Consider the following 23,627-nt stretch of genomic DNA (forward strand, 5'->3'; position numbering starts at 1 on the left):
GCGCTTAGCCCACAACCAGGTTCAGCAGCTTACCCGGTACGTAAATCACTTTACGCACGGTTACGCCCTCAAGGTACTTCGCTACCAGGTGTTCCTGGCCCGCACGTTCACGGACCTGCGCCTCCGTAGCATCAGCCGGGACGGTGATTTTGCCGCGTACTTTGCCGTTAACCTGCACGACAACCAGCAAAGAGTCTTCCACCATCGCTTTTTCATCAGCCTGCGGCCACGGCGCGTTATCAATATCGCCTTCGCCGCCCAGAGACTGCCACATATCAAAGCAGACGTGCGGCGTGAACGGATAAAGCATGCGCACAACGGCCAGCAGCGCTTCGTTCAGCAACGCGCGATCCTGGTCGCCATCCTGCGGCGCCTTCGCCAGCTTGTTCATCAGCTCCATAATCGCGGCAATCGCGGTGTTGAAGGTCTGACGACGACCAATATCATCGGTCACTTTCGCGATAGTTTTATGAACGTCGCGGCGCAGGGCTTTTTGATCGTCGTTTAATGCTGCTACATCCAGCGCCGGGGCGGCGCCACGGCTGGTGTGCTCGTAAGCCAGTCGCCAGACACGCTTCAGGAAGCGGTTAGCTCCTTCAACGCCGGATTCCTGCCACTCAAGCGTCATATCCGCTGGTGAGGCGAACATCATAAACAGGCGAACGGTATCCGCGCCGTAGCGTTCAACCATGACCTGCGGGTCGATGCCGTTGTTTTTCGACTTCGACATTTTGCTCATGCCAGCATAGACCAGTTCGTGGCCCTGTGCGTCGCGGGCTTTGATAATGCGGCCTTTCTCGTCGCGCTCAACGATAGCATCAGCCGGGGAGACCCAGTTACGCTCGCCGTTTACGCCGTTGTAGTAGAAGGCGTCTGCCAGCACCATCCCCTGACACAGCAGCTGTTTCGCCGGCTCGTCTGAGGTGACCATGCCCGCATCGCGCATCAGCTTGTGGAAGAAGCGGAAGTAGAGCAGGTGCATGATGGCGTGCTCAATGCCGCCAATGTAGATATCAACCGGCAGCCAGTAGTTAGCCGCTTTGGCATCAAGCATGCCTTTGTCGTACTGCGGGCAGGTGTAACGCGCGTAGTACCAGGAAGACTCCATAAAGGTGTCGAAGGTGTCGGTTTCGCGCAGCGCAGGCTTGCCGTCAACGGTAGTTTTCGCCCACTCGGGATCGGCTTTGATTGGGCTGGTGATACCGTCCATCACGACATCTTCCGGCAGAATAACCGGCAGCTGATCTTCCGGCGTTGGCATTACGGTGCCGTCTTCCAGCGTGACCATCGGAATAGGCGCGCCCCAGTAACGCTGACGGGAAACGCCCCAGTCGCGCAGACGATAATTAATTTTACGCTCGCCCACGCCTTTTGCTGCCAGTTTATCCGCAATCGCATTAAACGCGTGCTGGAAGTCCAGGCCGTCAAATTCGCCTGAGTTAAACAGCGTGCCTTTCTCGGTCATCGCCTGCTCAGACAGATCGGGCTCGCTGCCGTCCGCATTCAGGATCACCGGTTTGATCTGCAGATCATATTTGGTCGCGAATTCCCAGTCGCGCTGGTCGTGGCCCGGAACGGCCATCACCGCGCCGGTGCCGTATTCCATCAGCACGAAGTTGGCTACCCAAACGGGCACCGCTTCGCCGGTCAGCGGATGAATAGCGTTGACGCCCGTCGCGACGCCTTTTTTCTCCATGGTTGCCATTTCGGCTTCAGCGACTTTGGTGTTACGGCACTCTTCGATGAATTCAGCCAGCGCTGGATTGTTCGCCGCCGCCTGCTGAGCCAGCGGGTGACCCGCTGCCACCGCCAGATAGGTCACACCCATAAAGGTGTCCGGGCGGGTGGTGTAAACCTTCAGCTTTTCCGCGCTGTTTTCCACGTCGAAGGTGATTTCCACCCCTTCGGAGCGGCCAATCCAGTTGCGCTGCATGGTTTTGACCTGATCGGGCCAATGGTCCAGCGTATCGAGATCGTTAAGCAGCTCGTCCGCGTAAGCGGTGATTTTAATAAACCACTGCGGGATCTCTTTGCGCTCGACTTTGGTGTCGCAGCGCCAGCAGCAGCCGTCGATAACCTGTTCGTTCGCCAGCACGGTCTGATCGTTCGGGCACCAGTTAACGGCGGAGGTTTTCTTGTAAACCAGCCCCTTATTATACAGCTGGGTGAAGAACTGCTGTTCCCAACGGTAGTATTCCGGGGTACAGGTTGCCAGCTCACGGCTCCAGTCGTAGCCGAAGCCCAGCGTTTTAAGCTGGTTCTTCATGTAGTTGATGTTGTCATACGTCCAGGGCGCTGGGGCGGTATTGTTTTTTACCGCGGCGCCTTCCGCAGGCAGACCGAACGCATCCCAGCCGATTGGCTGCAGAACGTTTTTACCCAGCATGCGCTGATAGCGTGCGATAACATCGCCAATGGTGTAGTTGCGGACGTGGCCCATATGTAGTCGGCCAGAAGGATAGGGGAGCATTGACAGGCAGTAGTACTTCTCTTTGCCTTCGTCTTCGGTGACTTCAAAGGTACGCTTCTCTTGCCAGTGAAGCTGTACGTTGGATTCTATCTCTTCCGGGCGGTATTGCTCTTGCATGGCGGCCAGTGGTCCTGTAATGAAAGACAGCTACAAGTTGTAGCCTGTAACGTATTAGGTTTCAGATCCGCATAGCATAGCTGATAAGGCAGCGGCAAAACAGCCTTTCGACACCCGTTGCGCCCTTTTCTCGTTTGCGCTTTTTTTACGCTGCCTGTGGACAATCTGACAAAGGGATGGCCGATTAAGGTCTACTATTAGAGCAGGTTACATAACCATGCACGCCGGAATATCTTCAAGGAGGCAGACAGACGATGAACAAGGTTGCTCAATTTTACCGTGAACTGGTGGCCTCGCTCACCGAACGATTACGCAACGGGGAACGCGATATTGACGCGCTGGTCGCCAGCGCCCGCAAACGCATGAACGACACAGGGGAGCTGACCCGGACGGAAGTGGATGAGGTCACGCGTGCGGTCCGGCGCGACCTGGAAGAGTTCGCTCGCAGCTATAACGAAAGCCAGGGCGAGTTCACCGACAGTGTATTTATGCGCGTGATTAAAGAGAGCCTCTGGCAGGAGCTGGCGGATATCACGGACAAAACGCAGTTAGAGTGGCGGGAAGTTTTCCAGGATCTCAACCATCACGGCGTTTACCACAGCGGGGAAGTTGTCGGTTTAGGCAATCTGGTCTGTGAGAACTGCCATTTTCATCTTGCCGTTTACACGCCGGACGTTCTGCCGGTTTGCCCGAAATGCGGACACAATCAGTTTCATCGTCGGCCGTTTGAGCCGTAAAATAAAGAGCCTTCTTTGCAGAAGGCTCTTTTGTTTTAGTGCAGGATTTTCGCCAGGAAATCCTTGGCGCGCTCGGACTGCGGGTTGTTAAAGAAGTCCTCTTTATTGGAGTCTTCAACAATCTTTCCTTCGTCCATAAAGATCACGCGGTTCGCCACCTTGCGGGCAAAGCCCATTTCGTGGGTTACCACCATCATCGTCATCCCTTCCTGCGCCAGTTCGACCATCACGTCCAGCACTTCGTTGATCATTTCTGGATCGAGCGCTGAGGTAGGTTCGTCAAACAGCATGGCTACGGGGTCCATGCACAGCGCACGGGCGATAGCCACACGCTGCTGCTGGCCGCCGGAGAGCTGCGCCGGATATTTATCGGCATGGGCTATCAGCCCAACGCGCTCAAGCAGCTTAAGGCCTTTTTTGCGCGACTCTTCTTTGTTGCGTTTAAGGACCTTGACCTGCGCCAGCGTCAGGTTCTCAAGGATCGACAGGTGAGGGAACAGCTCGAAATGCTGGAATACCATGCCGACGTGGGAACGCAGCTCGGCAAGGTTCGTTTTTTTACTGTTCACCTGCGTACCGTTAACGACAATCTCGCCTTTTTGCACCGGCTCCAGCCCGTTAACGGTTTTAATCAGCGTGGACTTGCCCGAGCCGGAAGGCCCGCAGACCACGACCACTTCACCTTTTTTCACCTCGGTTGAGCAGTCGGTTAGCACCTGAAAGTGACCATACCATTTAGAAACATTTTTCAGGGAAATCATTACACTGTCCTTTTCTTCAAGTAGCTGACCAACAGCGAGGCACTAAGACTGATAACAAAATAGACCAGACCGGCAAACAGGATCATCTCCACCTGGGTTCCGTCACGTTCGCCGATGGTGGAGGCGGTGCGGAAGAAGTCGGCAAGGCTTAAAACGTAAACCAGCGAGGTATCCTGGAACAGCACGATGCCCTGGGTTAACAGCAAGGGCACCATGGCGCGGAACGCCTGCGGCAGAATGATTAATTTCATCGACTGCCAGTGGGTCATGCCTAACGCCAGCGCAGCGTTAGACTGCCCGCGAGAGACGCTCTGGATACCGGCCCGGATAATCTCCGAATAGTAAGCCGCTTCGAACATCGAGAAGGCCACCATCGCTGATATCAGACGGATATCGGTTTGCGGCGACAGCCCCAGCACTTTTTGCAGGAAACCGGGCACCACCAGGTAGAACCACAGCAGCACCATTACCAGCGGCACGGAGCGGAAAACGTTAACGTAGGCGCTGGCAAACCAGGATATAGGTTTAATCGGCGACAGGCGCATGACGGCAAGCAGCGTGCCCCACACGATACCAAAGACCACGGCGGTTACGGTGATTTTCAGGGTGATGATCAGCCCCTGCATCAGGTAAGGCATGGCCGGCAGAATTGAACTCCAGTCAAATTCGTACATTATTTGCCTCCCATATTGCCAGGCAGGCGAACTTTGCGTTCCACCACGTACATCACCAGCATAATCACGGCGTTAATCAGCACATAGGCGAGCGTGATGGCCGTAAAAGATTCATAGGCATGGGCTGAATAATCGAGCAGTTTCCCAGCCTGCGCTGCCATATCGACCAGGCCGATGGTGGAAGCGATGGCCGAGTTTTTCACCAGGTTCATCATTTCAGAGGTCATCGGCGGCACGATCACGCGATACGCATTCGGCAGCAGGACATGGCGGTACGCCTGCGGCAGCGTCAGGCCCATTGCCAGCGCGGCGTTTTTTTGTCCGCGAGGTAACGACTGGATGGCGGCACGGACCTGCTCACAGACGCGCGCGGCGGTGAACAGACCAAGACAAATCATCGACGACAGGAAGAACTGTACGTTCGGATCCAGCTCTGCTTTAAACCACATGCCAAGGTTTTCCGGCAGCAGTTCCGGTACTACCAGATACCAGGTAAAGAACTGCACGATCAGCGGCACGTTACGGAATAGCTCAACGTAAAGCGTGCCTAAGCCGGAAAGCCAGCGATTAGGAACGGTACGGAGGATGCCAAATAGAGAACCGACGAGAAAAGCGATGATCCAGGCGGAAACAGAAAGGGCGACGGTGACCTGGAAGCCATTCCAGATCCAGCCCAGATAGGTGGTGTTGCCGAACGGGGCGGGCTGTAAAAAGATTCCCCAGTTCCAGTCTGTAGACATAAACGACTCCGAAAAAATGAGGGCAGCGCCGCTGCCCTAAGACCATTGACAAAGCATCCGGTGATTAAAGGCTGCCGAAAGCACAACGATTAAAAACAATGAATGCTGTCATCTGGTTTACCCCGAACGCCCAAAAGTAGATTCTGGCGTTCGTCAGCAAGCGAGGGCAGCAGCGCTACCCTCTAAGATTGATGCGAAGCTTGTACCCCATGCAGGTCTGTGCCTGAGATTTAACTGGGATACTTTCACGTCGGGTGGGGAACGACCACCCAACGCATAGTCTGTCCGAGCTTCAGTCCGTCAATCGAGGGGAAGGTCACCCCGCCCCTGTAGTTTTAATTAGTTAAGTGCCTTGTCGTTTGGTTCTTTGAACAGCGCTTTCATGTCGTCAGACAGGGCGAAGTTCATATTGATGTTTTTCGGCGGGATTGGGTTCATAAACCATTTATCAAACCATTTGGCCGCTTCGCCGGAGGTCTGTACTTTCGCAATGGTGTCATCCACCAGCTTTTTGAATTGCGGATCGTTTTTACGCAGCATACAGCCGTACGCTTCGCGAGACTGAGGCGTGCCAACGATTTCCCAGTTATCCTGTTTTTTCGCTTTAGCGCGTTCGCCGGCGAGCAGGGCGTCATCCATCATAAAGGCAACCGCACGGCCGCTTTCCAGCGTACGGAAGGAGTCCCCGTGATCTTTGGCGCTGATAATACGCATATCCATCTTCTTCTCTTCGTTCAGCTTATGTAGCAGAACTTCGGAAGTTGTCCCGGACGTGACCACCACCGCTTTGCCTTTCAGGTCAGCGAAATCTTTAATCGGGCCGCCTTTTTTCACCAGCAGGCGAGTACCGACGACGAAAATAGTATCTGAGAAGGCGGCTTGTTTCTGGCGCTCCAGATTATTGGTAGTGGAGCCGCACTCAAAATCGAAGGTGCCGTTCTGGAGCAAAGGAATGCGGTTTTGCGAGGTGATTGGAATCAGCTTAACCTGCAGATCCGGTTTATTGAGCTGTTTCTTGACGGCTTCAACTATGGCGTTAGAGTAGTCCTGGGAGTAACCGACAACTTTTTGCTGGTTATCGTAGTAAGAGAACGGGACGGAAGATTCACGGTGGCCGACGACTATCACACCGTTAGCTTTGATTTTATCTAACGTGCTCTGCTGCGCGTCACCCGCTGGTGCTGCGGCAGGTTTAGCATCTTCTGCATGCGCAAGACCGGCACTCATTCCCATAACTAACAATGCTGCGGCAAGTTTTCTCAATTGCATTTCCAACTCCTTAATCTTCGTGCCACGTATGGCACTGATGCCCGATGTGAGCGTTGTGTTTTGTTGTTGTGTGGTGATAAAAACGGGCGAAACTTCGCCTTTTGTTAACATTTAACCTAGCTGAATGTAAAGTTATTGCTATGCAGATGTTTATTTTTGCGAAGTGCGCCGCACCGTTTAAAGGCAAAAATCCGCCATTGCACCATAATGGTGCTTACGGTGAGTTAAACTGGTGCAGGGCTAAGTAGCGCTTGCTTATCGCGTCGCCGTTTGACGTTTTCTAAGTCAATTACAAAGCAATTGGTGTGCCAGAAATAAAAAGGCCAGCAGATTTGCTGGCCTTTAACAGGGAATTACGTCTTCCTGCGGTTACGTAAGCTAATCAGTATGGCGCTGAATCCGAAGAGCAGCGTGATAATCCACAGCGGCCAGTTTCCGAAACGGGCGTAAGGCGTGAGCCCCGTCGTTGGGGTGACTTTGGCTTCGAGCACTTCACGAGTGAACTGAGGGATCGACGCTTCAACGTCGCCGCTGGCGTTAATAACCGCCGTTACGCCGTTATTGGTGCTGCGCAGCAGCGGGCGGCCTAATTCCAGCGAGCGCATACGGGCCATCTGGAAGTGCTGCCATGGGCCAATCGATTTGCCAAACCACCCATCGTTGGAGATGGTGAGCAGGAAATCGGTATCCGGCCGGAAATTGTCCCGTACCTGTTCGCCAAGAATAATTTCATAGCAGATGGCCGCCGTCAGTTTAATGCCGTTGGCATGCAGCTGCGGCTGTAAATAGGGTCCTCGGCTAAAGGAGGACATAGGCAGATCAAAGAACGGCGCAAGCGGGCGCAGAATGGATTCCAGTGGAACAAACTCGCCAAAGGGGACGAGATGGTTCTTATTGTAACGATCCGCGCTGTTGTAACTGTAAGGGTTACCTTCACCCAGCGTAATGATGCTGTTGTAGGTATCGTAACGGTTTTGCTTATTGAGCCGTGCGTCCACGATTCCGGTGATCATCGCGCTGTGCTTTGCGCGCAGCAGATCGTCCATCATGGTCAGGAACTGCTGCTGGTTGATTTCAAGATCGGGAATCGCTGATTCAGGCCAGATAATCAGCCGGGCTTTGCCCATCTGCGGTTGGGTTTTATCGAGATAGATTTTCAGCGTGTTGATCAGCTGATCCTCATCCCACTTCAGGGACTGCGGAATATCGCCCTGAACCATAGCAATATCAACGGCGCGCGCTTTCTCCGGCTGAAACCATTGCACCGAACGCAGCGGCCATGACAGCAGCAGCAGAGCGGCTGCAATCGCCGCCGGACGCCAGCTGCGTTGATGCAGGGCGAAGGCCAGCAGGCCGCTGATGATGGTCAGCATGAAGGTGACGGCTTCCACCCCCAGCACCGGCGCTATGCCTTTGAGCGGGCCGTCAATCTGGCTGTAGCCGAACTGCAGCCAGGGGAAGCCCGTCAGCACCCAGCCTCGCAGGAATTCGGTGCACTGCCACAGCATCGGAGCGGCAATCGCCATACGCCACCAGCTCGTTTTTGGCCACAGCTTGCTCAGAAAACCCGCGAACAGGCCGGTATAAAGCGACAGGTAAGCGGCAAGCAGGACCACCAGCAAGACATTCACCGGCCCCGGCATCCCGCCAAACTGCGCGATGCTGACGTAAACCCAGTTAATGCCGCTGCCAAACAGGCCAAGCCCCCAGAAGAAGCCGATCCAGGCGCTTTGAATAGCGCGACGGTTGAGGGTCAGCCCCTGCAAACCTGCCAGAGAGACAATGGCGGCGGGCCAGACATCATACGGGGAAAAAGCCAGCGTCCCGCAGGCGCCAAAAAGCAGCGCCAGCAGCAGACGCACGCGCTGGCGTTGGAGTAGTAAGGCAATTGCCATCTTTAAATTAATCTTCCAGTTTCGGTTGCGGCGAATCGTCCGGAATTCTGACGTGAACCTGAATGATACGGCGGCTGTCGGCCATGGCGACCTTGAACTGGTAACCATCTATTTCAATGGTTTCGCCGCGCGCGGGCAGATGCCCGAACGCCTGCATCACCAGCCCGCCAATCGTATCCACTTCATCGTCATTAAAATGGGTGTTAAAGGTATCGTTAAAGTCTTCGATAGAGGCCAGCGCCCGCACCGTCCAGGTGTGGCGGCTGAGCTGGCGGAAATCGCTGTCTTCCTCATCGTCGTACTCATCTTCGATTTCCCCGACGATCAGTTCGAGAATATCTTCAATGGTGACGAGGCCGGAGACGCCGCCAAACTCATCAATCACAATCGCCATGTGATAGCGTTGCTGACGAAACTCTTTCAGCATGCGGTCTACACGCTTGCTTTCAGGCACAACTACGCACTGACGTAACACTTTTTCCATGCTAAACGGCTCGGTATCGCTGCGCATAAACGGCAGCAGATCTTTGGCCATCAAAATCCCTTCGATGTGATCTTTGTCTTCGCTTATCACCGGGAAGCGGGAATGTGCCGATTCGATGATGACATCGAGGCATTCATTCAGCGTCTGGTTGTGTTTGAGCGTCACCATTTGCGAGCGCGGGATCATGATATCGCGGACGCGCTGGTCGGCGATATCCATCACGCCTTCGAGCATGTCGCGGGTGTCCTGATCGATAAGATCGTTTTGCTCAGAATCACGGATAAGCTCTAGCAGATCGTCACGGTTTTTTGGCTCACCGTGGAATAGCTGGCTGAGAAGCAGGGAAAAGAATCCCTTTTTACTGGCAGGCGTGTCACCGTTTTGTGAATTGTCGTCGCTCATGGCGTTAGGTTTTTGGCCCCTCGGTTATGGATAGATAGCAGGTAGGAGAATGGGTCGCTACCTGCACCTGTTGCGCCGCAGTCATGGTTGATAGCGGCGACTATTCTTTCTCGGCAATGTACGGATCGGCATACCCAAGAGCAAGCATTATCTCTGTTTCCAGGGATTCCATCTCTTCGGCTTCTTCATCTTCAATATGATCGTAACCGAGCAGATGCAGGCTGCCGTGGATAACCATATGCGCCCAGTGCGCGTCCAGCGGCTTGTCCTGCTCTTTTGCTTCCTGCTCAACCACCTGGCGACAAATAATAAGATCGCCAAGCAGCGGCAGCTCAATGCCCGGTGGAGCTTCGAACGGGAAGGAGAGCACGTTGGTGGATTTATCTTTACCCCGATAAGTCAGATTCAGCTCGTGGCTTTCCGCGTCATCGACCAGGCGAATCGTTACCTCCGACTCTTCCTGGAACTGAGGGATGACCGCATCAAGCCAGGCCTGAAATTGCGCTTCAGTGGGTAAACCTGCGGTATCTTCACAGGCGAGCTGTAAATCCAGAATAACCTGGCTCATTTGCTCTCCTGCGCGGCGGTGTTAATCGCCATCGCTTCACGCTTACGCTCGGCCGCCAGCTCATCTTTACGGATTTGCTCGGCGTTTTCCCACGCTTCATAAGCGTTGACGATGCGGGCGACCACAGGATGACGCACGACGTCTTCGCTATTGAGGAAGTTAAAGCTGATTTCATCGACTCCCGCCAGTACGTCGATGGCATGGCGCAGGCCCGACTTCATGCTGCGCGGCAGGTCAATCTGCGTAACGTCGCCGGTGATCACCGCTTTGGAGTTAAAGCCGATACGCGTCAGGAACATTTTCATCTGTTCGATGGTGGTGTTCTGGCTTTCATCAAGGATGATAAAGGCATCGTTCAGGGTGCGCCCGCGCATGTAGGCCAGCGGTGCCACTTCAATGACGTTGCGTTCCATCAGCTTTTCAACGCGTTCAAAGCCGAGCATTTCAAACAGGGCGTCGTAAAGCGGGCGCAGATAGGGATCGACTTTCTGGCTTAGGTCGCCTGGCAGGAAGCCGAGCTTTTCACCTGCTTCTACTGCCGGGCGGGTCAACAGAATACGCCTGACGTCCTGACGCTCCAGCGCGTCCACAGCGGCTGCTACCGCAAGGTAGGTTTTACCGGTACCGGCAGGGCCGATACCAAAGGTGATATCGTGGTCAAGCACGTTTGCGATGTACTGCGCCTGGTTCGGCGTGCGGGGTTTAATCACGCCACGCCTGGTCTTGATGTTGACCGCTTTGCCATACTCCGGGACGTGTTCCGCCGACTGTTCCAGCACGCGGATTTCTTTAATCGCCAGGTGAATTTGTTCCGGGTCGATATCCTGGGTTTCGCCACGCATTGGCGCTGTATCAACATAAAGGTTGCGCAGGATATCAGCGGCGGCGTTCACCAGTAACGCACGGCCGGTGAGCTTGAAGTGATTGTCACGACGGTTGATTTCGATACCCAGCCGACGTTCGAGCTGTTTAATATTGTCATCAAACGGACCGCACAGGCTTAATAAACGGGCATTGTCTGCAGGTTCCAGCGTAATTTCACGTGTTTCGATATTCAAACTTATCCTCTGGGTCGCTCGGGGCCGGTTCAATAGTAGTTGTCATGCCTTGCCTGTTCTCATCAGGCCATAAAGAGAGTATTTACGGCGAGTGTTGATGGCGCAAGCCTCGGCTTTGATATTTGGGTGGCGGATTCAGAATGCAAGTGCAAACAATGAAAACGCCCAGCGGTTCATTATGTTAGCGAACCGATGGGCGGAGCAGGGCGGAATTATGGCTGATAGAGGCCTACGCCGATGTCGTTCTCTTTGCGGGTGCGCGCAATAACTGCCTCTGGCGTTTCTGCCACGCGCAGGCCCATCTCTTCCTCGATGCGCACCACCTTGCCGCGCAGGGAGTTGTTGGTAGCGACTTCGGTAATCTCTACATCAACAAATTTACCGATCATATCCGGGGTGCCTTCAAAGTTTACCCCGCGATTGTTTTCGGAACGTCCGGTCAGCTCCATAATGTTTCTGCGCGACGTGCCTTCCACCAGAATGCGCTGGGTGGTGCCGACCATTTTACGGCTCCACTCCATCGCCTGCTGGTTAATGCGATCCTGCAGAATATACAGGCGCTGCTTTTTCTCCTCTTCCGACACGTCATCGACCATATCTGCCGCAGGCGTACCCGGACGGGCAGAGAAGATAAAGCTGTAGCTGACGTCAAAGTTCACCTCGGCAATGACCTTCATGGTTTGCTCGAAGTCCTGCTGCGTTTCGCCAGGGAAGCCGACGATGAAGTCGGAGCTAATCTGAATGTCCGGCCGCGCCGCGCGCAGTTTGCGAATAATAGCTTTATATTCCAGCGCCGTGTGGGTGCGGCCCATCAGATTCAGAATCCGATCCGCGCCGCTTTGAATCGGCAGGTGCAGGAAGCTCACCAGCTCCGGCGTATCGCGGTAAACCTCGATGATATCGTCCGTAAACTCAATCGGGTGGCTGGTGGTGAAGCGAATGCGGTCAACGCCGTCAATCGCCGCGACCAGACGCAGCAGCTCGGCAAAGGAGCAAATGCCGCCGTCGTAAGCCGCGCCGCGATAAGCGTTGACGTTCTGGCCCAGCAGGTGAATTTCGCGCACGCCCTGCGCCGCAAGCTGTGCGACTTCAAACAGGATGTCATCGCATGGGCGGCTGACCTCTTCACCGCGGGTATAGGGCACCACGCAGTAGGTGCAGTATTTGTTGCAGCCTTCCATAATAGAAACGTAGGCCGTCGGGCCTTCTGCGCGCGGCTCCGGAAGACGGTCGAATTTTTCGATTTCCGGGAAGCTGACGTCAACGACCGGGCTGCGGGTGCCGCGCACCTGGTTGATCATCTCCGGCAGGCGATGCAGCGTTTGTGGCCCAAAAACGATATCGACATATTGAGCGCGTTGACGAATAAGCTTGCCTTCCTGGGAGGCAACGCAGCCGCCGACGCCGATAATAAGATCGGGGTTTTTTCGCTTTAAGAGTTTCCAGCGGCCTAAGAGATGGAATACTTTTTCCTGGGCTTTTTCACGAATAGAACAGGTGTTTAGCAGCAATACGTCCGCTTCTTTTGGCTCATCCGTGAGGACATAGCCGTGGGTGCTGTTCAGCAAATCGGCCATCTTCGATGAATCGTACTCGTTCATCTGACAGCCCCAGGTTTTAATATGGAGTTTTTTTGTCATCGACTTTGCCATTGCTCAGTTAAGCCCGAAATCTTGGGCGCGTATTGTAATGCTTTGCGGGAGATGTGACCAGCCTGCGTAACTCGCGTAAAAATCCGGTAGAATTAGCTCAGACAAATTGAGGATGGGATAACCATGGCAAATCAACCAATCGACGTCGCGGTTGTCGGCGGGGGAATGGTCGGTGCGGCGGCAGCGCTCGGGCTTGCGCAAAATGGCTTTCAGGTAGCCGTTATCGAACATCAGGCGCCGACAGCGTTTGAGAGTGACAGCCAGCCCGACGTGCGCATCTCCGCAATCAGCAGCGCCTCGGTGGCCCTGCTTAAAACGTTGGGCGTATGGGAAGCGATTCGTTCTATGCGCAGCCATGCTTATCGCCGGCTGGAAACCTGGGAGTGGGAAAGCGCGCACGTTTCCTTTACTGCCTCAGAGCTTGGTCTGCCCGAGCTGGGTTACATGGTGGAAAACCACGTTTTACAGGTTGCCCTGTGGAAAGCGCTGGAAGCTCAGCCAAATATCATCCTGATGTGCCCGGCGGAGTTAACGCATATGCAAAGTAAAGAAGGGCGCTGGACGCTGAGCTTTGCGGAGGATGAAGCGTTAACCGTGCCGATGGTGATTGGCGCAGACGGCGCGAATTCAAAAGTTCGCCAACGGGCGGGCATTGGCATTCACGCGTGGGATTATCGCCAGGCCTGTATGCTGATCACCGTTCAGTGCGAAGATGCGCCCGGCGACAGCACCTGGCAGCACTTCACGCCGACAGGGCCGCATGCCTTTTTACCGCTGTTTGATAACTGGGCTTCGCTGGTGTGGTACGACACCCCGACGCGTATCCGTCAGTTAAAATCGATGACGATGCCGCAGCTTGCGAAAGCCATTGCCGCAACGTTCCCCCAGCGGCTGGGTGCGGTAACGCCGGTTGCCTGTGGGACATTCCCGCTAATCCGTCGGCACGCGCTGCAGTATACGCAACAGGGCCTGGCGCTGATTGGCGATGCAGCGCACACCATTCATCCGCTGGCTGGGCAGGGCGTAAACCTTGGCTATCGCGATGTAGACGCCTTGCTTGAGGTAATGATTAACGCGCGCGGCTACGGTGAAAACTGGGCCGATGCACGTATTTTGAAGCGCTATCAGAACCGTCGTCAGATGGATAACTTTCTTATGCAAAGCGGCATGGATCTGTTTTATGCAGGATTCAGCAACAATCTTACGCCGCTGCGTGTGATGCGTAACCTGGGGCTGATGGCCGCCGAACGCGGCGGCGTGCTGAAACGCCGGGCCCTGAAGTATGCGCTGGGTTTATAAGCAACGGGCGGGAAACCGCCTTTTCAGACAGCGGAACGCCAAAAAGCAAAAAGCTCGCCGAGGCAAGCTTTTTTTAGAGTGGCTGGGGTACGAGGATTCGAACCTCGGAATGCTGGTATCAGAAACCAGAGCCTTACCGCTTGGCGATACCCCAACGGGGTGCGTTCACAGATGCAAACGTCTTTTTTATGGCTGGGGTACGAGGATTCGAACCTCGGAATGCTGGTATCAGAAACCAGAGCCTTACCGCTTGGCGATACCCCAATAATATGGTGGCTACGACGGGATTCGAACCTGTGACCCCATCATTATGAGTGATGTGCTCTAACCAGCTGAGCTACGTAGCCGATACAACCTTTTCGATGGCTGGGGTACCTGGATTCGAACCAGGGAATGCCGGTATCAAAAACCGGTGCCTTACCGCTTGGCGATACCCCAAAACCCGTACGCAGAGCGCAAAAATCGAAAAATTGGCTGGGGTACCTGGATTCGAACCAGGGAATGCCGGTATCAAAAACCGGTGCCTTACCGCTTGGCGATACCCCATCCATGCAACGCTATAAAATGGTGCGGGAGGCGAGACTTGAACTCGCACACCTTGCGGCGCCAGAACCTAAATCTGGTGCGTCTACCAATTTCGCCACTCCCGCGCTAAAAAAGATGGTGGCTACTACGGGATTTGAACCTGTGACCCCATCATTATGAGTGATGTGCTCTAACCAGCTGAGCTAAGTAGCTTCTTTTTTTGCGATACCTTATCGGCGTTGCGGGGCGCATTATGCGTAGTTGACCGAACAGCGTCAACAAATTTTTTCCCGAAAAGGGGCTGGAATGGTCTGTTTGACCAGCTTGCGAACAGCTTGGTGGAAATATCGGCAACAATCGGTTATTTCGGGCATTTCCCGGCAAAAAAACAGCCGGGAAACGGCGAGTTTGATGCAGAAATCACGACGGGCCCGCAGGCCCGTTTCCTGATAAGGAGCGCTTATTTATAGGCGGACTGGTGGACGCCTACCGCACGGCCTGAAGGATCATTCATACTTTTGAATGCTTCATCCCATTCAATCGCTTTAGCGGAAGAACAGGCAACGGATGGACCGCCCGGAACGCATTCTGCAGCGCTTGGCAGCGGGAATAATTCTTCGAAGATCTCACGGTACAGGTAAGCTTCTTTCGAACCCGGCGTGTTGTACGGGAATCGGAAGCTCGCGGTTGCCAGCTGTTGATCCGTTACCTGGCCTGCGGCCACTTCTTTTAGCGTGTCGATCCAGCTATAACCCACGCCGTCTGAGAACTGCTCTTTCTGGCGCCATGCCACGCTTGCCGGCAGATAGGATTCAAAACATTCACGCAGGATATGCTTCTCCATTTTGCCGTTGCCGCACATTTTGTCTTGCGGGTTAATACGCATCGCTACGTCGAGGAACTTCTTGTCCAGGAACGGTACGCGGGCTTCAACGCCCCAGGCGGACATCGCTTTATTGGCGCGGGCACAGTCAAACATGTGCAGCGCCTGCAGCTTACGTACGGTTTCCTCATGCAGCTCTTTATCGTTCGGCGCTTTATGGAAGTAGAGGTAGCCGCCAAATACTTCATCGGAACCTTCGCCAGACAGCACCATTTTGATACCCATCGCTTTGATTTTACGGGACATCAGGTACATCGGCGTCGACGCGCGGATGGTCGTCACATCATAAGTTTCGATGTGATAGATAACGTCACGGATCGCATCCAGACCTTCCTGCACGGTGAAATGAATTTCGTGGTGAACGGTGCCCAGATGGTTTGCCACTTCCTGCGCCGCTTTAAGATCCGGTGAACCCACCAGGCCGACGGCGAAGGAGTGAAGCTGCGGCCACCAGGCCTCGCTGCGCTCTTCGTCTTCTACACGACGAGCGGCAAACTTTTTGGTGATGGCGGAAATCACCGAGGAATCCAGGCCGCCGGAAAGCAGCACGCCGTAAGGCACGTCGGACATCAGGTGGCTCTTAACAGCGTCTTCCAGCGCCTGGCGCAGTTCGTTTTTATCGGTGACGTTGTCTTTTACCGCGTCGTAGTCAAACCAGTCGCGCTGGTAGTAGCTGCGGATTTCGCCGTCCTGGCTCCACAGATAGCTGCCGGCCGGGAACTCTTTAATGGTGCGGCAAACGGGCACCAGGGCTTTCATTTCAGAAGCCACGTACATGTTGCCATGCTCGTCGTATCCCATATATAGCGGGATGATGCCGATATGGTCGCGGCCAATCAGGTACGCCTCTTTTTCGCTGTCATAAAGTACGAAGGCGAACATGCCCTGCAGGTCGTCCAGAAACTCAGGCCCTTTTTCCTGGTACATGGCGAGGATAACTTCGCAATCTGAACCGGTCTGGAATGCGTAGCGATCGCCATACTCGGCACGCAGCGCCTGATGGTTGTAGATTTCTCCGTTTACGGCCAGCGCATGCGTTTTTTGTTTGTTATAAAGCGGCTGGGCGCCGGCGTTAACGTCAACGATAGAGAGGCGCTCATGGGACAGAATCGCTTTATCGCTGGCGTAAACGCCTGACCAGTCCGGGCCGCGGTGGCGCATCAGGCGCGACAATTCCAGCGCTTTTTTACGCAGTTCAACCGCGTCGGTTTTAATATCCAGCACACCAAAAATAGAACACATAGAGCTTTCTCCGTAACACTGCGCATAGGCTGTTTAATCGTGATGCCGCATTGCCGTTTATTCATTTTTTAGCGGCGTTGCTGCGTTGCATGCCTTCAAATTTGCTCAATCATTAGCGGGAATGCAAGCGATTAGCCATTTACGCCATAAATACCGCAACAGTGATTGCTGATATGTGAAAAATAATGTCCAGAAGGGTTAAAAAATTAGCGGATCGGCAATTATTAGAGGATTTTATTGATTGCGAGGTGCAGCAAAGAAGGAATATGGGATGGATAAAAAAGCCCGACGGGCGGGCATTTTTGGATATTCGGCCGCTTAAAGGATGTCGATTTCAGCCACGGACGGGTAGATAAACGAAGGACGGAAAGGCATCGCATCGATATCGTTGAGCGTCGAAACCCCGGAGAGCACCAGAATGGTTTCCAGGCCGGCCTGGAAGCCCGCCAGAATGTCGGTGCGCAGGTTGTCGCCCACAATAACCGTCTGTTCGGAATGGGCCTGCATTTTATTCAGCGCCGCGCGGATTATCCACGGGCTGGGCTTGCCGACATAAAACGGCTTGCGGCCGGAGATTTTTTCAATGCCCGCGCAGAGCGCACCGCAGGCCGGGTAATAACCGCGCCCGTGAGTATCCGGATTGGTGGCGATGAAACGGGCGCCGTTTGCCACGAAGTATGCGGCCTTATGCATCATTTCCCAGTTATAGGAACGCGTTTCGCCAACGATAACAAAATCCGGATTGATATCGGTGATGGTGAATCCCGCTTTATAGAGCTCATGGATTAACGCGCCTTCGCCCACGACATAGGCTTTTTTGCCTTCCTGACGGCGCAGGAAATCCGCGGTCGCCATTGCCGAGGTATAGAACACGCTGTCCGGCACGTCTATGCCCGCTGATGCGAAGCGGTTAGCCAGATCCTGTCCGGTCTGCGAAGGGTAGTTGGTCAGCAGAACCAGCGGTAAACCTTTTTCAAGGATGCGGGCGAGAAACTCGTTGGCGCCCGGCACGGCGATGTTGTCATGCATCAACACACCGTCAATATCACAAATTACATTCTGGAGGGTCATTGATTACTCAGGCTCATATTCTCAGAAGGCGTATAACCTTCATCTTTCAGGCTGCAGCGGTGTTGACAGCGCTCACTAATCCCAGTCATTTACCTGAATAAACTCCTGGCATTCGCGCCCTTGTCGCCCGGCCGCAACTCGAAATCTAAAGGTTCTAACTATAGCGCAAATCGCCGTTTGCCCGCGTTAACTTTCCAGCAGGCGCTGCAACAGCATGCCGTTCAGCATGGAGCGTTTTACCAGCGCAAAGGCGCCAATCGCCGAGCGATCGTCAAGCTGTGAACGTACGACGGGCAGGTTTTTGCGGAACGCTTTTAACACCTGGGTGTTGATGCAACCTTCAATGGCGGGAAGCAAAACCTTCTCTGCTTCAATAATTTCGCCGGCGATCACCACCTTTTGCGGATTAAAGAGGTTGATGGCGATAGAGATGGCTTTACCAAGGTAGCGGCCCGCGTGCTCTATGACTTCGCAGGCCAGCGCGTCGCCTTTGTTGGCCGCTTTGCAAATCGCGACAATGTTGCAGTCGTCAAGCGTTAAGCGGCTGTGGTAGCCCTGCTCAAGCAGATGACGCACCCGCCCTTCAATGGCGGCATTCGCAGCGATAGTTTCCAGACAGCCAAAGTTGCCGCAGTGGCAGCGCTCACCCAGCGGGTCGACCTGGATGTGGCCAATCTCGCCCACGTTGCCGTTACGGCCGATAAAAATCCTGCCGTTTGACAGAATACCGGCCCCCGTCCCGCGGTGAACACGCACCAGAATGGAGTCTTCGCAGTCGTGAGTGGCACCAAAATAGTGCTCAGCTAACGCCAGGCTGCGGATATCGTGTCCGACAAAACAGGTGACCTTGAAGCGTTTTTCCAGGCTCTCGACCAGCGACCAGTCGTCTACCTGAATGTGCGGCATATAGCGAATCACGCCGCTTTCAGGGTCGACCAGGCCCGGCAGGATCACTGAGATGGCGATCAGCTCGCGGATTTTGCGCTGCATCTGTTCGATAAAATGGGCGATAGCGTGGAGCAGGGCGTGCTCAAGCGTTTCCTGGGTGCGCTCCGGAAGAGGGTAGTGCTCTTCCGCCAGCGGTTTGGCGCTGAGATCGAACAGCGTAATGGTGGCGTCATGGCGGCCAAGGCGCACGCCAATGGCGTGAAAATTACGGGTTTCAGTAATGATAGAGATAGCGCGGCGGCCTCCGGTAGAGGCCTGCTGATCGACCTCTTTAATCAGGCCGCGCTCAATAAGCTGGCGAGTAATTTTGGTGACGCTGGCGGGGGCGAGCTGGCTCTGTTCGGCAATCTGTATACGCGAGATTGGACCCTGCTGGTCAATCAAGCGGTATACCGCCGCGCCGTTAAGCTGTTTTACCAGATCGACATTACCTATTTGAGCCTGTCCGCCAGTCGTCATGCCTTATTTATCCAGTTACGACCTCATTACCATTAACGAGAGTCTTGATGATTTTATAATCGCGGGTAAAGGCAGTCAGGTTGGCAACTTTACCAGCCTCAATAGTGCCCAACTGCTTTTCCACACCCATCGCACGGGCAGGGTAGAGAGTCGCCATACGCAGGACTTCATCCAGCGCGATGCTGGCATGCTCGACCAGATTACGCACCCCTTCGATCATCGTCAGGGCGGAGCCGCTTAGCGTACCGTTCTCATCTACACATAAACCGTTGCGGTAGTATATTGTTTTACCAGCAAAAATGAACTGCTCAATATTGGCACCTGCCGGAGCGGTGGCATCGGTAACGAGGCAAAGCTTATCGCCCTTCATGCGTTTTGCGGTGCGAATATTGGCGTAGTCCACGTGCAGGCCGTCGGCGATGATACCGCAGTAAACATCCGGTTCATCAAAAATAGCGCCAGTAAGGCCAGGCTCGCGGCCTGTAATATAAGGCATGGCGTTGAACAGATGCGTGGCAAAGGTGATGCCCGCCCGGAAACCGATTCTGGCTTCTTTTGCCGTTGCGTTTGAGTGGCCGGCGGAAACGATAATCCCGGCCGCAACCAGTTTTTTGATAACTTCAGGCTCGACCATTTCTGGCGCCAGAGTGATCTTAGTGATGACATCTGCGTTCTCGCAGAGGAAATCGACCAGTCCCGCCTCGGGTTTGCGTACAAAGCCTGGGTTATGCGTGCCTTTTTTCACCATGTTCAGCCACGGGCCTTCCAGGTGAAGGCCGAGCGCCTGGTTGCTGTACGTAGCCAGGTATTCACGCATCACTTTAACGCCCTGCATCATCAGCTCGTCGCTGGCGGTGATAAGCGTTGGCAGATAGCTGGTGCAGCCGGAGCGCTCGTTGGCTTTCTGCATGATTTCCAGCGTTTCAACCGTGACGGCATCGACGGTGTCGTTGAACTGCACGCCGCCGCAGCCGTTTAGCTGCACATCAATAAAACCGGGGGCGATGATTGCACCGCCCATGTCGCGGGTTTCGATCCCTGTCGGGATTTCGGAAAGCGGACAAACGCGCTCAATCAGGCCATCAGCAATAACAATCGCGTGGTCATCCAGAATGTCATGGCCGGTATAAATCCGACCGTGGGTTAGTGCAAACATAATTACCCCCGGTAAAAATAGTGCTTAAAGGCCTTTAATATTTTCTGCTTCAAGTTCGTTGAAGTACTTCAACGTCTTCACTTTCAGCTCCATGGTGGAGGGTTCGTCGCACACCACAACCGCTTTTGGATGCAGTTGCAGGCAGCTGATAGTCCACATATGGTTGACGTTGCCTTCTACGGCCGCCTGCAGCGCTTGCGCTTTAACGTGGCCGAGCACCAGAATCATCACTTCTTCCGCGTCAAGCAGGGTACCAACGCCTACGGTCAGCGCATATTTTGGAACCTGGTTTACGTCGCCGTCAAAGAAGCGGGAGTTTGCCACGCGGGTGTCATGGGTCAGGGTTTTAATACGGGTACGGGACGCCAGAGAAGAAGCGGGTTCGTTGAATGCGATATGGCCGTCGTTACCCACGCCGCCCATAAAGAGATGGATTTTGCCGTAGGAGCGGATTTTTTCTTCATAAGCCCGGCACTCTGCGTCAACGTCTTCCGCGTTACCGTTCAGCAGGTTGATATTTTCTGCTGGGATATCAACATGCTCAAAGAAATTCTTGTGCATGAAGGTATGATAGCTTTCCGGATGCTCTTTTGGCAGGCCAACGTACTCATCCATATTAAAGGTGACGACGTTTTTAAAGCTGACCTGGCCCGCTTTATGCATCTCTACCAGCGCTTTATAGGCTTCGAGCGGCGTGCTGCCGGTTGGCAGACCGAGCACGAAAGGACGGTCTGCGGTTGGGTTAAATGCGTTGATGCGTTTAACAATATGGCGAGCTGCCCATTTGCCGACCTGAGCCGGAGTAGCCAGGGGAATCAGTCTCATCATTCACCTCTTAAAAGTTAAAAGAAAACGGGTTTAGCCAGATTGATATTCACCCTTCTAAGGGTAAACCAGTTTTATACTGGCGCCTGAGGGAGCAATCTGCCCTGATTTTTTGAATGATAAAATAAGTTTTGTGTGATAGCCAGTCAAAGGGAGGTGTTATAGCGATATTTGGTGACTGTAGTCACAAAAAGCGCGCGTTTAATTTGCGATACGAATTAAATTTTTTCACACTTCGGGGTGTGATGTGAACCGTCGCCGTTTATTTAAGTAGTTAAGACAATAAAAACACTGCTTTGAGCGAGCCTTAACAGGGTCTCATAGGGGGAATAAAGTGAGTATTCTAGGTTATTTACAACGAGTTGGCCGCGCACTGATGGTGCCCGTGGCTACACTACCTGCAGCAGCAATTTTAATGGGGGTAGGCTACTGGATTGACCCGGTTGGCTGGGGTGGAGATAACGCGCTTGCGGCGTTCTTCATTAAATCTGGTTCTGCCATTATTGATAACATGTCCGTACTGTTCGCCATTGGTGTGGCTTATGGTATGTCCAAAGATAAAGACGGTGCCGCAGCGCTGACCGGCTTTGTCGGCTTCCTGGTATTGACCACCCTGTGCTCTCCGGCAGCGGTTGCCATGATCCAGAAAATCCCGGCGGATCAGGTTCCGGCGGCGTTTGGTAAAATCAGCAACCAGTTCGTGGGTATTCTGGTTGGTATTATCTCTGCAGAATTGTACAACCGTTACAGCAGCGTCGAGCTGCCGAAAGCGCTCTCCTTCTTCAGCGGCCGTCGTCTGGTGCCGATCCTTACCTCTTTTGTAATGATCGTTGTTGCTTTCATCATGATGTATGTCTGGCCGATGATCTTCGACGGTCTGGTCAACTTCGGTGAGCACATTCAGAAGCTGGGCTCCATTGGCGCTGGCGTTTACGCCTTCTTCAACCGCCTGTTAATCCCGGTTGGTTTGCACCATGCGCTCAACTCCGTATTCTGGTTTGACGTGGCCGGCATTAACGATATCCCTAACTTCCTGGGCGGCGCGCAGTCCATCGAAGCAGGTAAAGCGGTGGTTGGCATCACCGGTCGTTACCAGGCGGGCTTCTTCCCAATCATGATGTTCGGTCTGCCGGGTGCGGCACTGGCTATCTACCACTGCTCTCGTCCGGAAAACAAAGCGAAAGTAGCGGGTATCATGATGGCCGCCGCCTTCGCCGCGTTCTTTACCGGTATCACCGAGCCGCTGGAATTCTCCTTCATGTTCGTTGCGCCGGTTCTGTACGTTATCCACGCCGTGCTGACTGGTATCTCCGTGTTCATCGCAGCAAGCATGCACTGGATCGCAGGTTTCGGTTTCAGCGCGGGCCTGGTGGATATGGTGCTTTCTTCCCGTAACCCGCTGGCGACACACTGGTGGATGCTGATCCCGCAGGGCCTTGTGTTCTTCGTGATTTACTACGTGGTGTTCCGTTTCACTATCATTAAATTCAACCTGTTAACCCCGGGTCGCGAACTGGCGGTTGCCGGTGATGAGGCAGATGGTCAGGATGTGAACGTTAGCGGTACGGCAAACCAGGACGTTTCTGGTCTGGCTCGTCAGTACATCGCGGCGGTTGGCGGCTCTGCTAACCTGACCGGTATTGATGCCTGTATCACTCGTCTGCGTCTGAACGTAAAAGACTCTTCTTTGGTTAACGAAGCGCTGGCTAAACGTCTGGGCGCAACCGGCGTGATTCGCCTGAACAAAACCAGCGTGCAGATTATCGTCGGCTTCGTGGCAGAGAAAATCGCCAACGCCATGAAAACTACCGGTGATGTCCCTGCGGCAGAAGCGCCTACGGCTCCCGTTGCCGCTACGGCTACGGCTAAACCACAGGCTGTGCCAAATGCGGTTACCATCGCGGCGCTGGTCTCTCCAGTAACCGGTGATGTGGTGGCGCTGGATCAGGTTCCTGATGAAGCCTTTGCCAGCAAAGCGGTAGGCGATGGCGTCGCCGTGAAGCCCACGGATAAAACCGTGGTCTCGCCGGCCGCGGGCACCATCGTAAAAATCTTTAACACCAACCATGCGTTCTGTCTGGAGACGGAAAAGGGTGCGGAAATTGTTGTCCACATGGGCATTGATACCGTAGCGCTTGGCGGCAAAGGCTTTACTCGCCTGGTGGAAGAGGGCGCGGAAGTGGCGGCCGGTCAGCCGATTCTGGAAATGGATCTGGATTTCCTGAACGCTAACGCGCGCTCCATGATCAGCCCGGTAGTTTGCAGCAACATCGATGACTTCAGCGGTCTGCTTCTCCAGGCTCAGGGTCACGTGGTTGCCGGTCAAACGCCTCTGTATGAGATTAAAGGCAAGTAATCGCTCCTGAGTAAGCATTTGTGCCTTAAGCGGCTG

At 54.2% G+C, this 23,627-nt stretch carries 18 protein-coding genes and 7 tRNA genes; 3 read left to right on the forward strand and 22 right to left on the reverse strand.

Annotated elements, in window-relative coordinates; translation table 11 throughout:
- Positions 1–4: 4 nt before the first annotated feature.
- Positions 5–2,587 carry a leucine--tRNA ligase gene (leuS, locus tag WLO31_RS05585; protein ID WP_435929509.1) on the reverse strand — a complete coding sequence of 861 codons (2,583 nt, stop codon included), beginning with the start codon at positions 2,585–2,587 and terminating at the stop codon, positions 5–7.
- A gap of 254 nt (positions 2,588–2,841) precedes the next feature.
- Between leuS and WLO31_RS05590 the strand changes: the two genes are divergently transcribed.
- On the forward strand, positions 2,842–3,324 hold the full coding sequence (locus WLO31_RS05590) for a zinc ribbon-containing protein (RefSeq protein WP_435929510.1): 483 nt from the start codon (positions 2,842–2,844) through the stop codon (positions 3,322–3,324).
- 35 nt (positions 3,325–3,359) lie between these two features.
- On the opposite strand, the gene WLO31_RS05595 is transcribed toward WLO31_RS05590, so the two are convergent.
- The 9 genes from WLO31_RS05595 to miaB form a co-directional block, all read right to left on the reverse strand.
- On the reverse strand, positions 3,360–4,085 hold the full coding sequence (locus tag WLO31_RS05595; protein WP_435929512.1) for an amino acid ABC transporter ATP-binding protein: 726 nt from the start codon (positions 4,083–4,085) through the stop codon (positions 3,360–3,362).
- Positions 4,085–4,759: a glutamate/aspartate ABC transporter permease GltK gene (gene gltK, locus WLO31_RS05600; RefSeq protein WP_435929513.1), complete on the reverse strand. Its 675-nt coding sequence runs from the start codon at positions 4,757–4,759 to the stop codon at positions 4,085–4,087. The genes WLO31_RS05595 and gltK overlap by 1 nt, the downstream gene beginning before the upstream one ends.
- Positions 4,759–5,499 carry an amino acid ABC transporter permease gene (locus WLO31_RS05605; protein WP_435929515.1) on the reverse strand — a complete coding sequence of 247 codons (741 nt, stop codon included), beginning with the start codon at positions 5,497–5,499 and terminating at the stop codon, positions 4,759–4,761. Before WLO31_RS05605 ends, gltK begins: the two co-directional genes overlap by 1 nt.
- Before the next feature lie 339 nt (positions 5,500–5,838).
- Positions 5,839–6,768 carry an amino acid ABC transporter substrate-binding protein gene (locus WLO31_RS05610; RefSeq protein WP_435929516.1) on the reverse strand — a complete coding sequence of 310 codons (930 nt, stop codon included), beginning with the start codon at positions 6,766–6,768 and terminating at the stop codon, positions 5,839–5,841.
- A 353-nt stretch (positions 6,769–7,121) separates the two neighbouring features.
- On the reverse strand, positions 7,122–8,663 hold the full coding sequence (gene lnt / locus WLO31_RS05615) for an apolipoprotein N-acyltransferase (protein ID WP_435929517.1): 1,542 nt from the start codon (positions 8,661–8,663) through the stop codon (positions 7,122–7,124).
- Between the two features lie 7 nt (positions 8,664–8,670).
- Positions 8,671–9,549, reverse strand: coding sequence for a CNNM family magnesium/cobalt transport protein CorC (corC, locus tag WLO31_RS05620; RefSeq protein ID WP_435929519.1), 879 nt, complete (start codon positions 9,547–9,549; stop codon positions 8,671–8,673).
- Between the two features lie 100 nt (positions 9,550–9,649).
- Positions 9,650–10,117: an rRNA maturation RNase YbeY gene (gene ybeY, locus WLO31_RS05625; RefSeq protein ID WP_435929520.1), complete on the reverse strand. Its 468-nt coding sequence runs from the start codon at positions 10,115–10,117 to the stop codon at positions 9,650–9,652.
- On the reverse strand, positions 10,114–11,175 hold the full coding sequence (locus WLO31_RS05630) for a PhoH family protein (protein ID WP_435929521.1): 1,062 nt from the start codon (positions 11,173–11,175) through the stop codon (positions 10,114–10,116). Before WLO31_RS05630 ends, ybeY begins: the two co-directional genes overlap by 4 nt.
- Before the next feature lie 212 nt (positions 11,176–11,387).
- Positions 11,388–12,815 carry a tRNA (N6-isopentenyl adenosine(37)-C2)-methylthiotransferase MiaB gene (miaB, locus tag WLO31_RS05635; RefSeq protein ID WP_435929523.1) on the reverse strand — a complete coding sequence of 476 codons (1,428 nt, stop codon included), beginning with the start codon at positions 12,813–12,815 and terminating at the stop codon, positions 11,388–11,390.
- Positions 12,816–12,950: 135 nt separating this feature from the next.
- On the opposite strand from miaB, the gene ubiF reads away from it, so the two are divergent.
- The gene (gene ubiF / locus WLO31_RS05640) at positions 12,951–14,126 is read left to right on the forward strand and encodes a 3-demethoxyubiquinol 3-hydroxylase (RefSeq protein ID WP_435929524.1); all 1,176 of its coding nucleotides are present in this window, start codon (positions 12,951–12,953) and stop codon (positions 14,124–14,126) included.
- Positions 14,127–14,205: 79 nt separating this feature from the next.
- Here the strand turns inward: ubiF and WLO31_RS05645 are convergent.
- The 12 genes from WLO31_RS05645 to nagB all read right to left on the reverse strand — a co-directional run bounded on the left by WLO31_RS05645 (position 14,206) and on the right by nagB (position 21,235).
- Positions 14,206–14,280: transfer RNA gene (locus WLO31_RS05645), tRNA-Gln, on the reverse strand.
- A gap of 35 nt (positions 14,281–14,315) precedes the next feature.
- Positions 14,316–14,390: transfer RNA gene (locus WLO31_RS05650), tRNA-Gln, on the reverse strand.
- A gap of 6 nt (positions 14,391–14,396) precedes the next feature.
- Positions 14,397–14,473: transfer RNA gene (locus tag WLO31_RS05655), tRNA-Met, on the reverse strand.
- 16 nt (positions 14,474–14,489) lie between these two features.
- Positions 14,490–14,564 (reverse strand) — tRNA-Gln (locus WLO31_RS05660).
- A 33-nt stretch (positions 14,565–14,597) separates the two neighbouring features.
- Positions 14,598–14,672 (reverse strand) — tRNA-Gln (locus WLO31_RS05665).
- A 19-nt stretch (positions 14,673–14,691) separates the two neighbouring features.
- Positions 14,692–14,776 (reverse strand) — tRNA-Leu (locus WLO31_RS05670).
- An 11-nt stretch (positions 14,777–14,787) separates the two neighbouring features.
- Positions 14,788–14,864: transfer RNA gene (locus WLO31_RS05675), tRNA-Met, on the reverse strand.
- 247 nt (positions 14,865–15,111) lie between these two features.
- Positions 15,112–16,776, reverse strand: coding sequence for an asparagine synthase B (gene asnB, locus WLO31_RS05680; RefSeq protein WP_435929526.1), 1,665 nt, complete (start codon positions 16,774–16,776; stop codon positions 15,112–15,114).
- 318 nt (positions 16,777–17,094) lie between these two features.
- Positions 17,095–17,847, reverse strand: coding sequence for an HAD-IIA family hydrolase (locus WLO31_RS05685; protein WP_435929527.1), 753 nt, complete (start codon positions 17,845–17,847; stop codon positions 17,095–17,097).
- Between the two features lie 186 nt (positions 17,848–18,033).
- On the reverse strand, positions 18,034–19,254 hold the full coding sequence (gene nagC, locus WLO31_RS05690; protein WP_435929528.1) for a DNA-binding transcriptional regulator NagC: 1,221 nt from the start codon (positions 19,252–19,254) through the stop codon (positions 18,034–18,036).
- A gap of 7 nt (positions 19,255–19,261) precedes the next feature.
- A complete protein-coding gene (gene nagA, locus WLO31_RS05695; protein ID WP_435929530.1) occupies positions 19,262–20,410 on the reverse strand; it encodes an N-acetylglucosamine-6-phosphate deacetylase in 1,149 nt (382 codons plus the stop codon).
- Positions 20,411–20,434: 24 nt separating this feature from the next.
- Positions 20,435–21,235: a glucosamine-6-phosphate deaminase gene (gene nagB / locus WLO31_RS05700; protein WP_435930523.1), complete on the reverse strand. Its 801-nt coding sequence runs from the start codon at positions 21,233–21,235 to the stop codon at positions 20,435–20,437.
- A gap of 334 nt (positions 21,236–21,569) precedes the next feature.
- Here nagB and nagE point away from each other — a divergent pair, with 334 nt between their 5' ends.
- Positions 21,570–23,591 (forward strand): N-acetylglucosamine-specific PTS transporter subunit IIBC, encoded by a 2,022-nt coding sequence (gene nagE / locus WLO31_RS05705; protein WP_435929531.1) that lies wholly within the window; start codon positions 21,570–21,572, stop codon positions 23,589–23,591.
- The last annotated feature ends 36 nt before the right edge of the window (positions 23,592–23,627 follow it).

Source organism: Dryocola sharpae (genome assembly GCF_051307055.1).
Classification (GTDB): domain Bacteria; phylum Pseudomonadota; class Gammaproteobacteria; order Enterobacterales; family Enterobacteriaceae; genus Dryocola.

Coding starts and splice junctions, on each gene's coding strand:
- leuS (WP_435929509.1), bottom strand. CDS start 2,587: ATGCAAGAGCAATACCGCCCGGAAGAGATAGAATCCAACGTACAGCTT.
- WLO31_RS05590 (WP_435929510.1), top strand. CDS start 2,842: ATGAACAAGGTTGCTCAATTTTACCGTGAACTGGTGGCCTCGCTCACC.
- WLO31_RS05595 (WP_435929512.1), bottom strand. CDS start 4,085: ATGATTTCCCTGAAAAATGTTTCTAAATGGTATGGTCACTTTCAGGTG.
- gltK (WP_435929513.1), bottom strand. CDS start 4,759: ATGTACGAATTTGACTGGAGTTCAATTCTGCCGGCCATGCCTTACCTG.
- WLO31_RS05605 (WP_435929515.1), bottom strand. CDS start 5,499: ATGTCTACAGACTGGAACTGGGGAATCTTTTTACAGCCCGCCCCGTTC.
- WLO31_RS05610 (WP_435929516.1), bottom strand. CDS start 6,768: ATGCAATTGAGAAAACTTGCCGCAGCATTGTTAGTTATGGGAATGAGT.
- lnt (WP_435929517.1), bottom strand. CDS start 8,663: ATGGCAATTGCCTTACTACTCCAACGCCAGCGCGTGCGTCTGCTGCTG.
- corC (WP_435929519.1), bottom strand. CDS start 9,549: ATGAGCGACGACAATTCACAAAACGGTGACACGCCTGCCAGTAAAAAG.
- ybeY (WP_435929520.1), bottom strand. CDS start 10,117: ATGAGCCAGGTTATTCTGGATTTACAGCTCGCCTGTGAAGATACCGCA.
- miaB (WP_435929523.1), bottom strand. CDS start 12,815: ATGACAAAAAAACTCCATATTAAAACCTGGGGCTGTCAGATGAACGAG.
- ubiF (WP_435929524.1), top strand. CDS start 12,951: ATGGCAAATCAACCAATCGACGTCGCGGTTGTCGGCGGGGGAATGGTC.
- asnB (WP_435929526.1), bottom strand. CDS start 16,776: ATGTGTTCTATTTTTGGTGTGCTGGATATTAAAACCGACGCGGTTGAA.
- WLO31_RS05685 (WP_435929527.1), bottom strand. CDS start 17,847: ATGACCCTCCAGAATGTAATTTGTGATATTGACGGTGTGTTGATGCAT.
- nagC (WP_435929528.1), bottom strand. CDS start 19,254: ATGACGACTGGCGGACAGGCTCAAATAGGTAATGTCGATCTGGTAAAA.
- nagA (WP_435929530.1), bottom strand. CDS start 20,410: ATGTTTGCACTAACCCACGGTCGGATTTATACCGGCCATGACATTCTG.
- nagB (WP_435930523.1), bottom strand. CDS start 21,235: ATGAGACTGATTCCCCTGGCTACTCCGGCTCAGGTCGGCAAATGGGCA.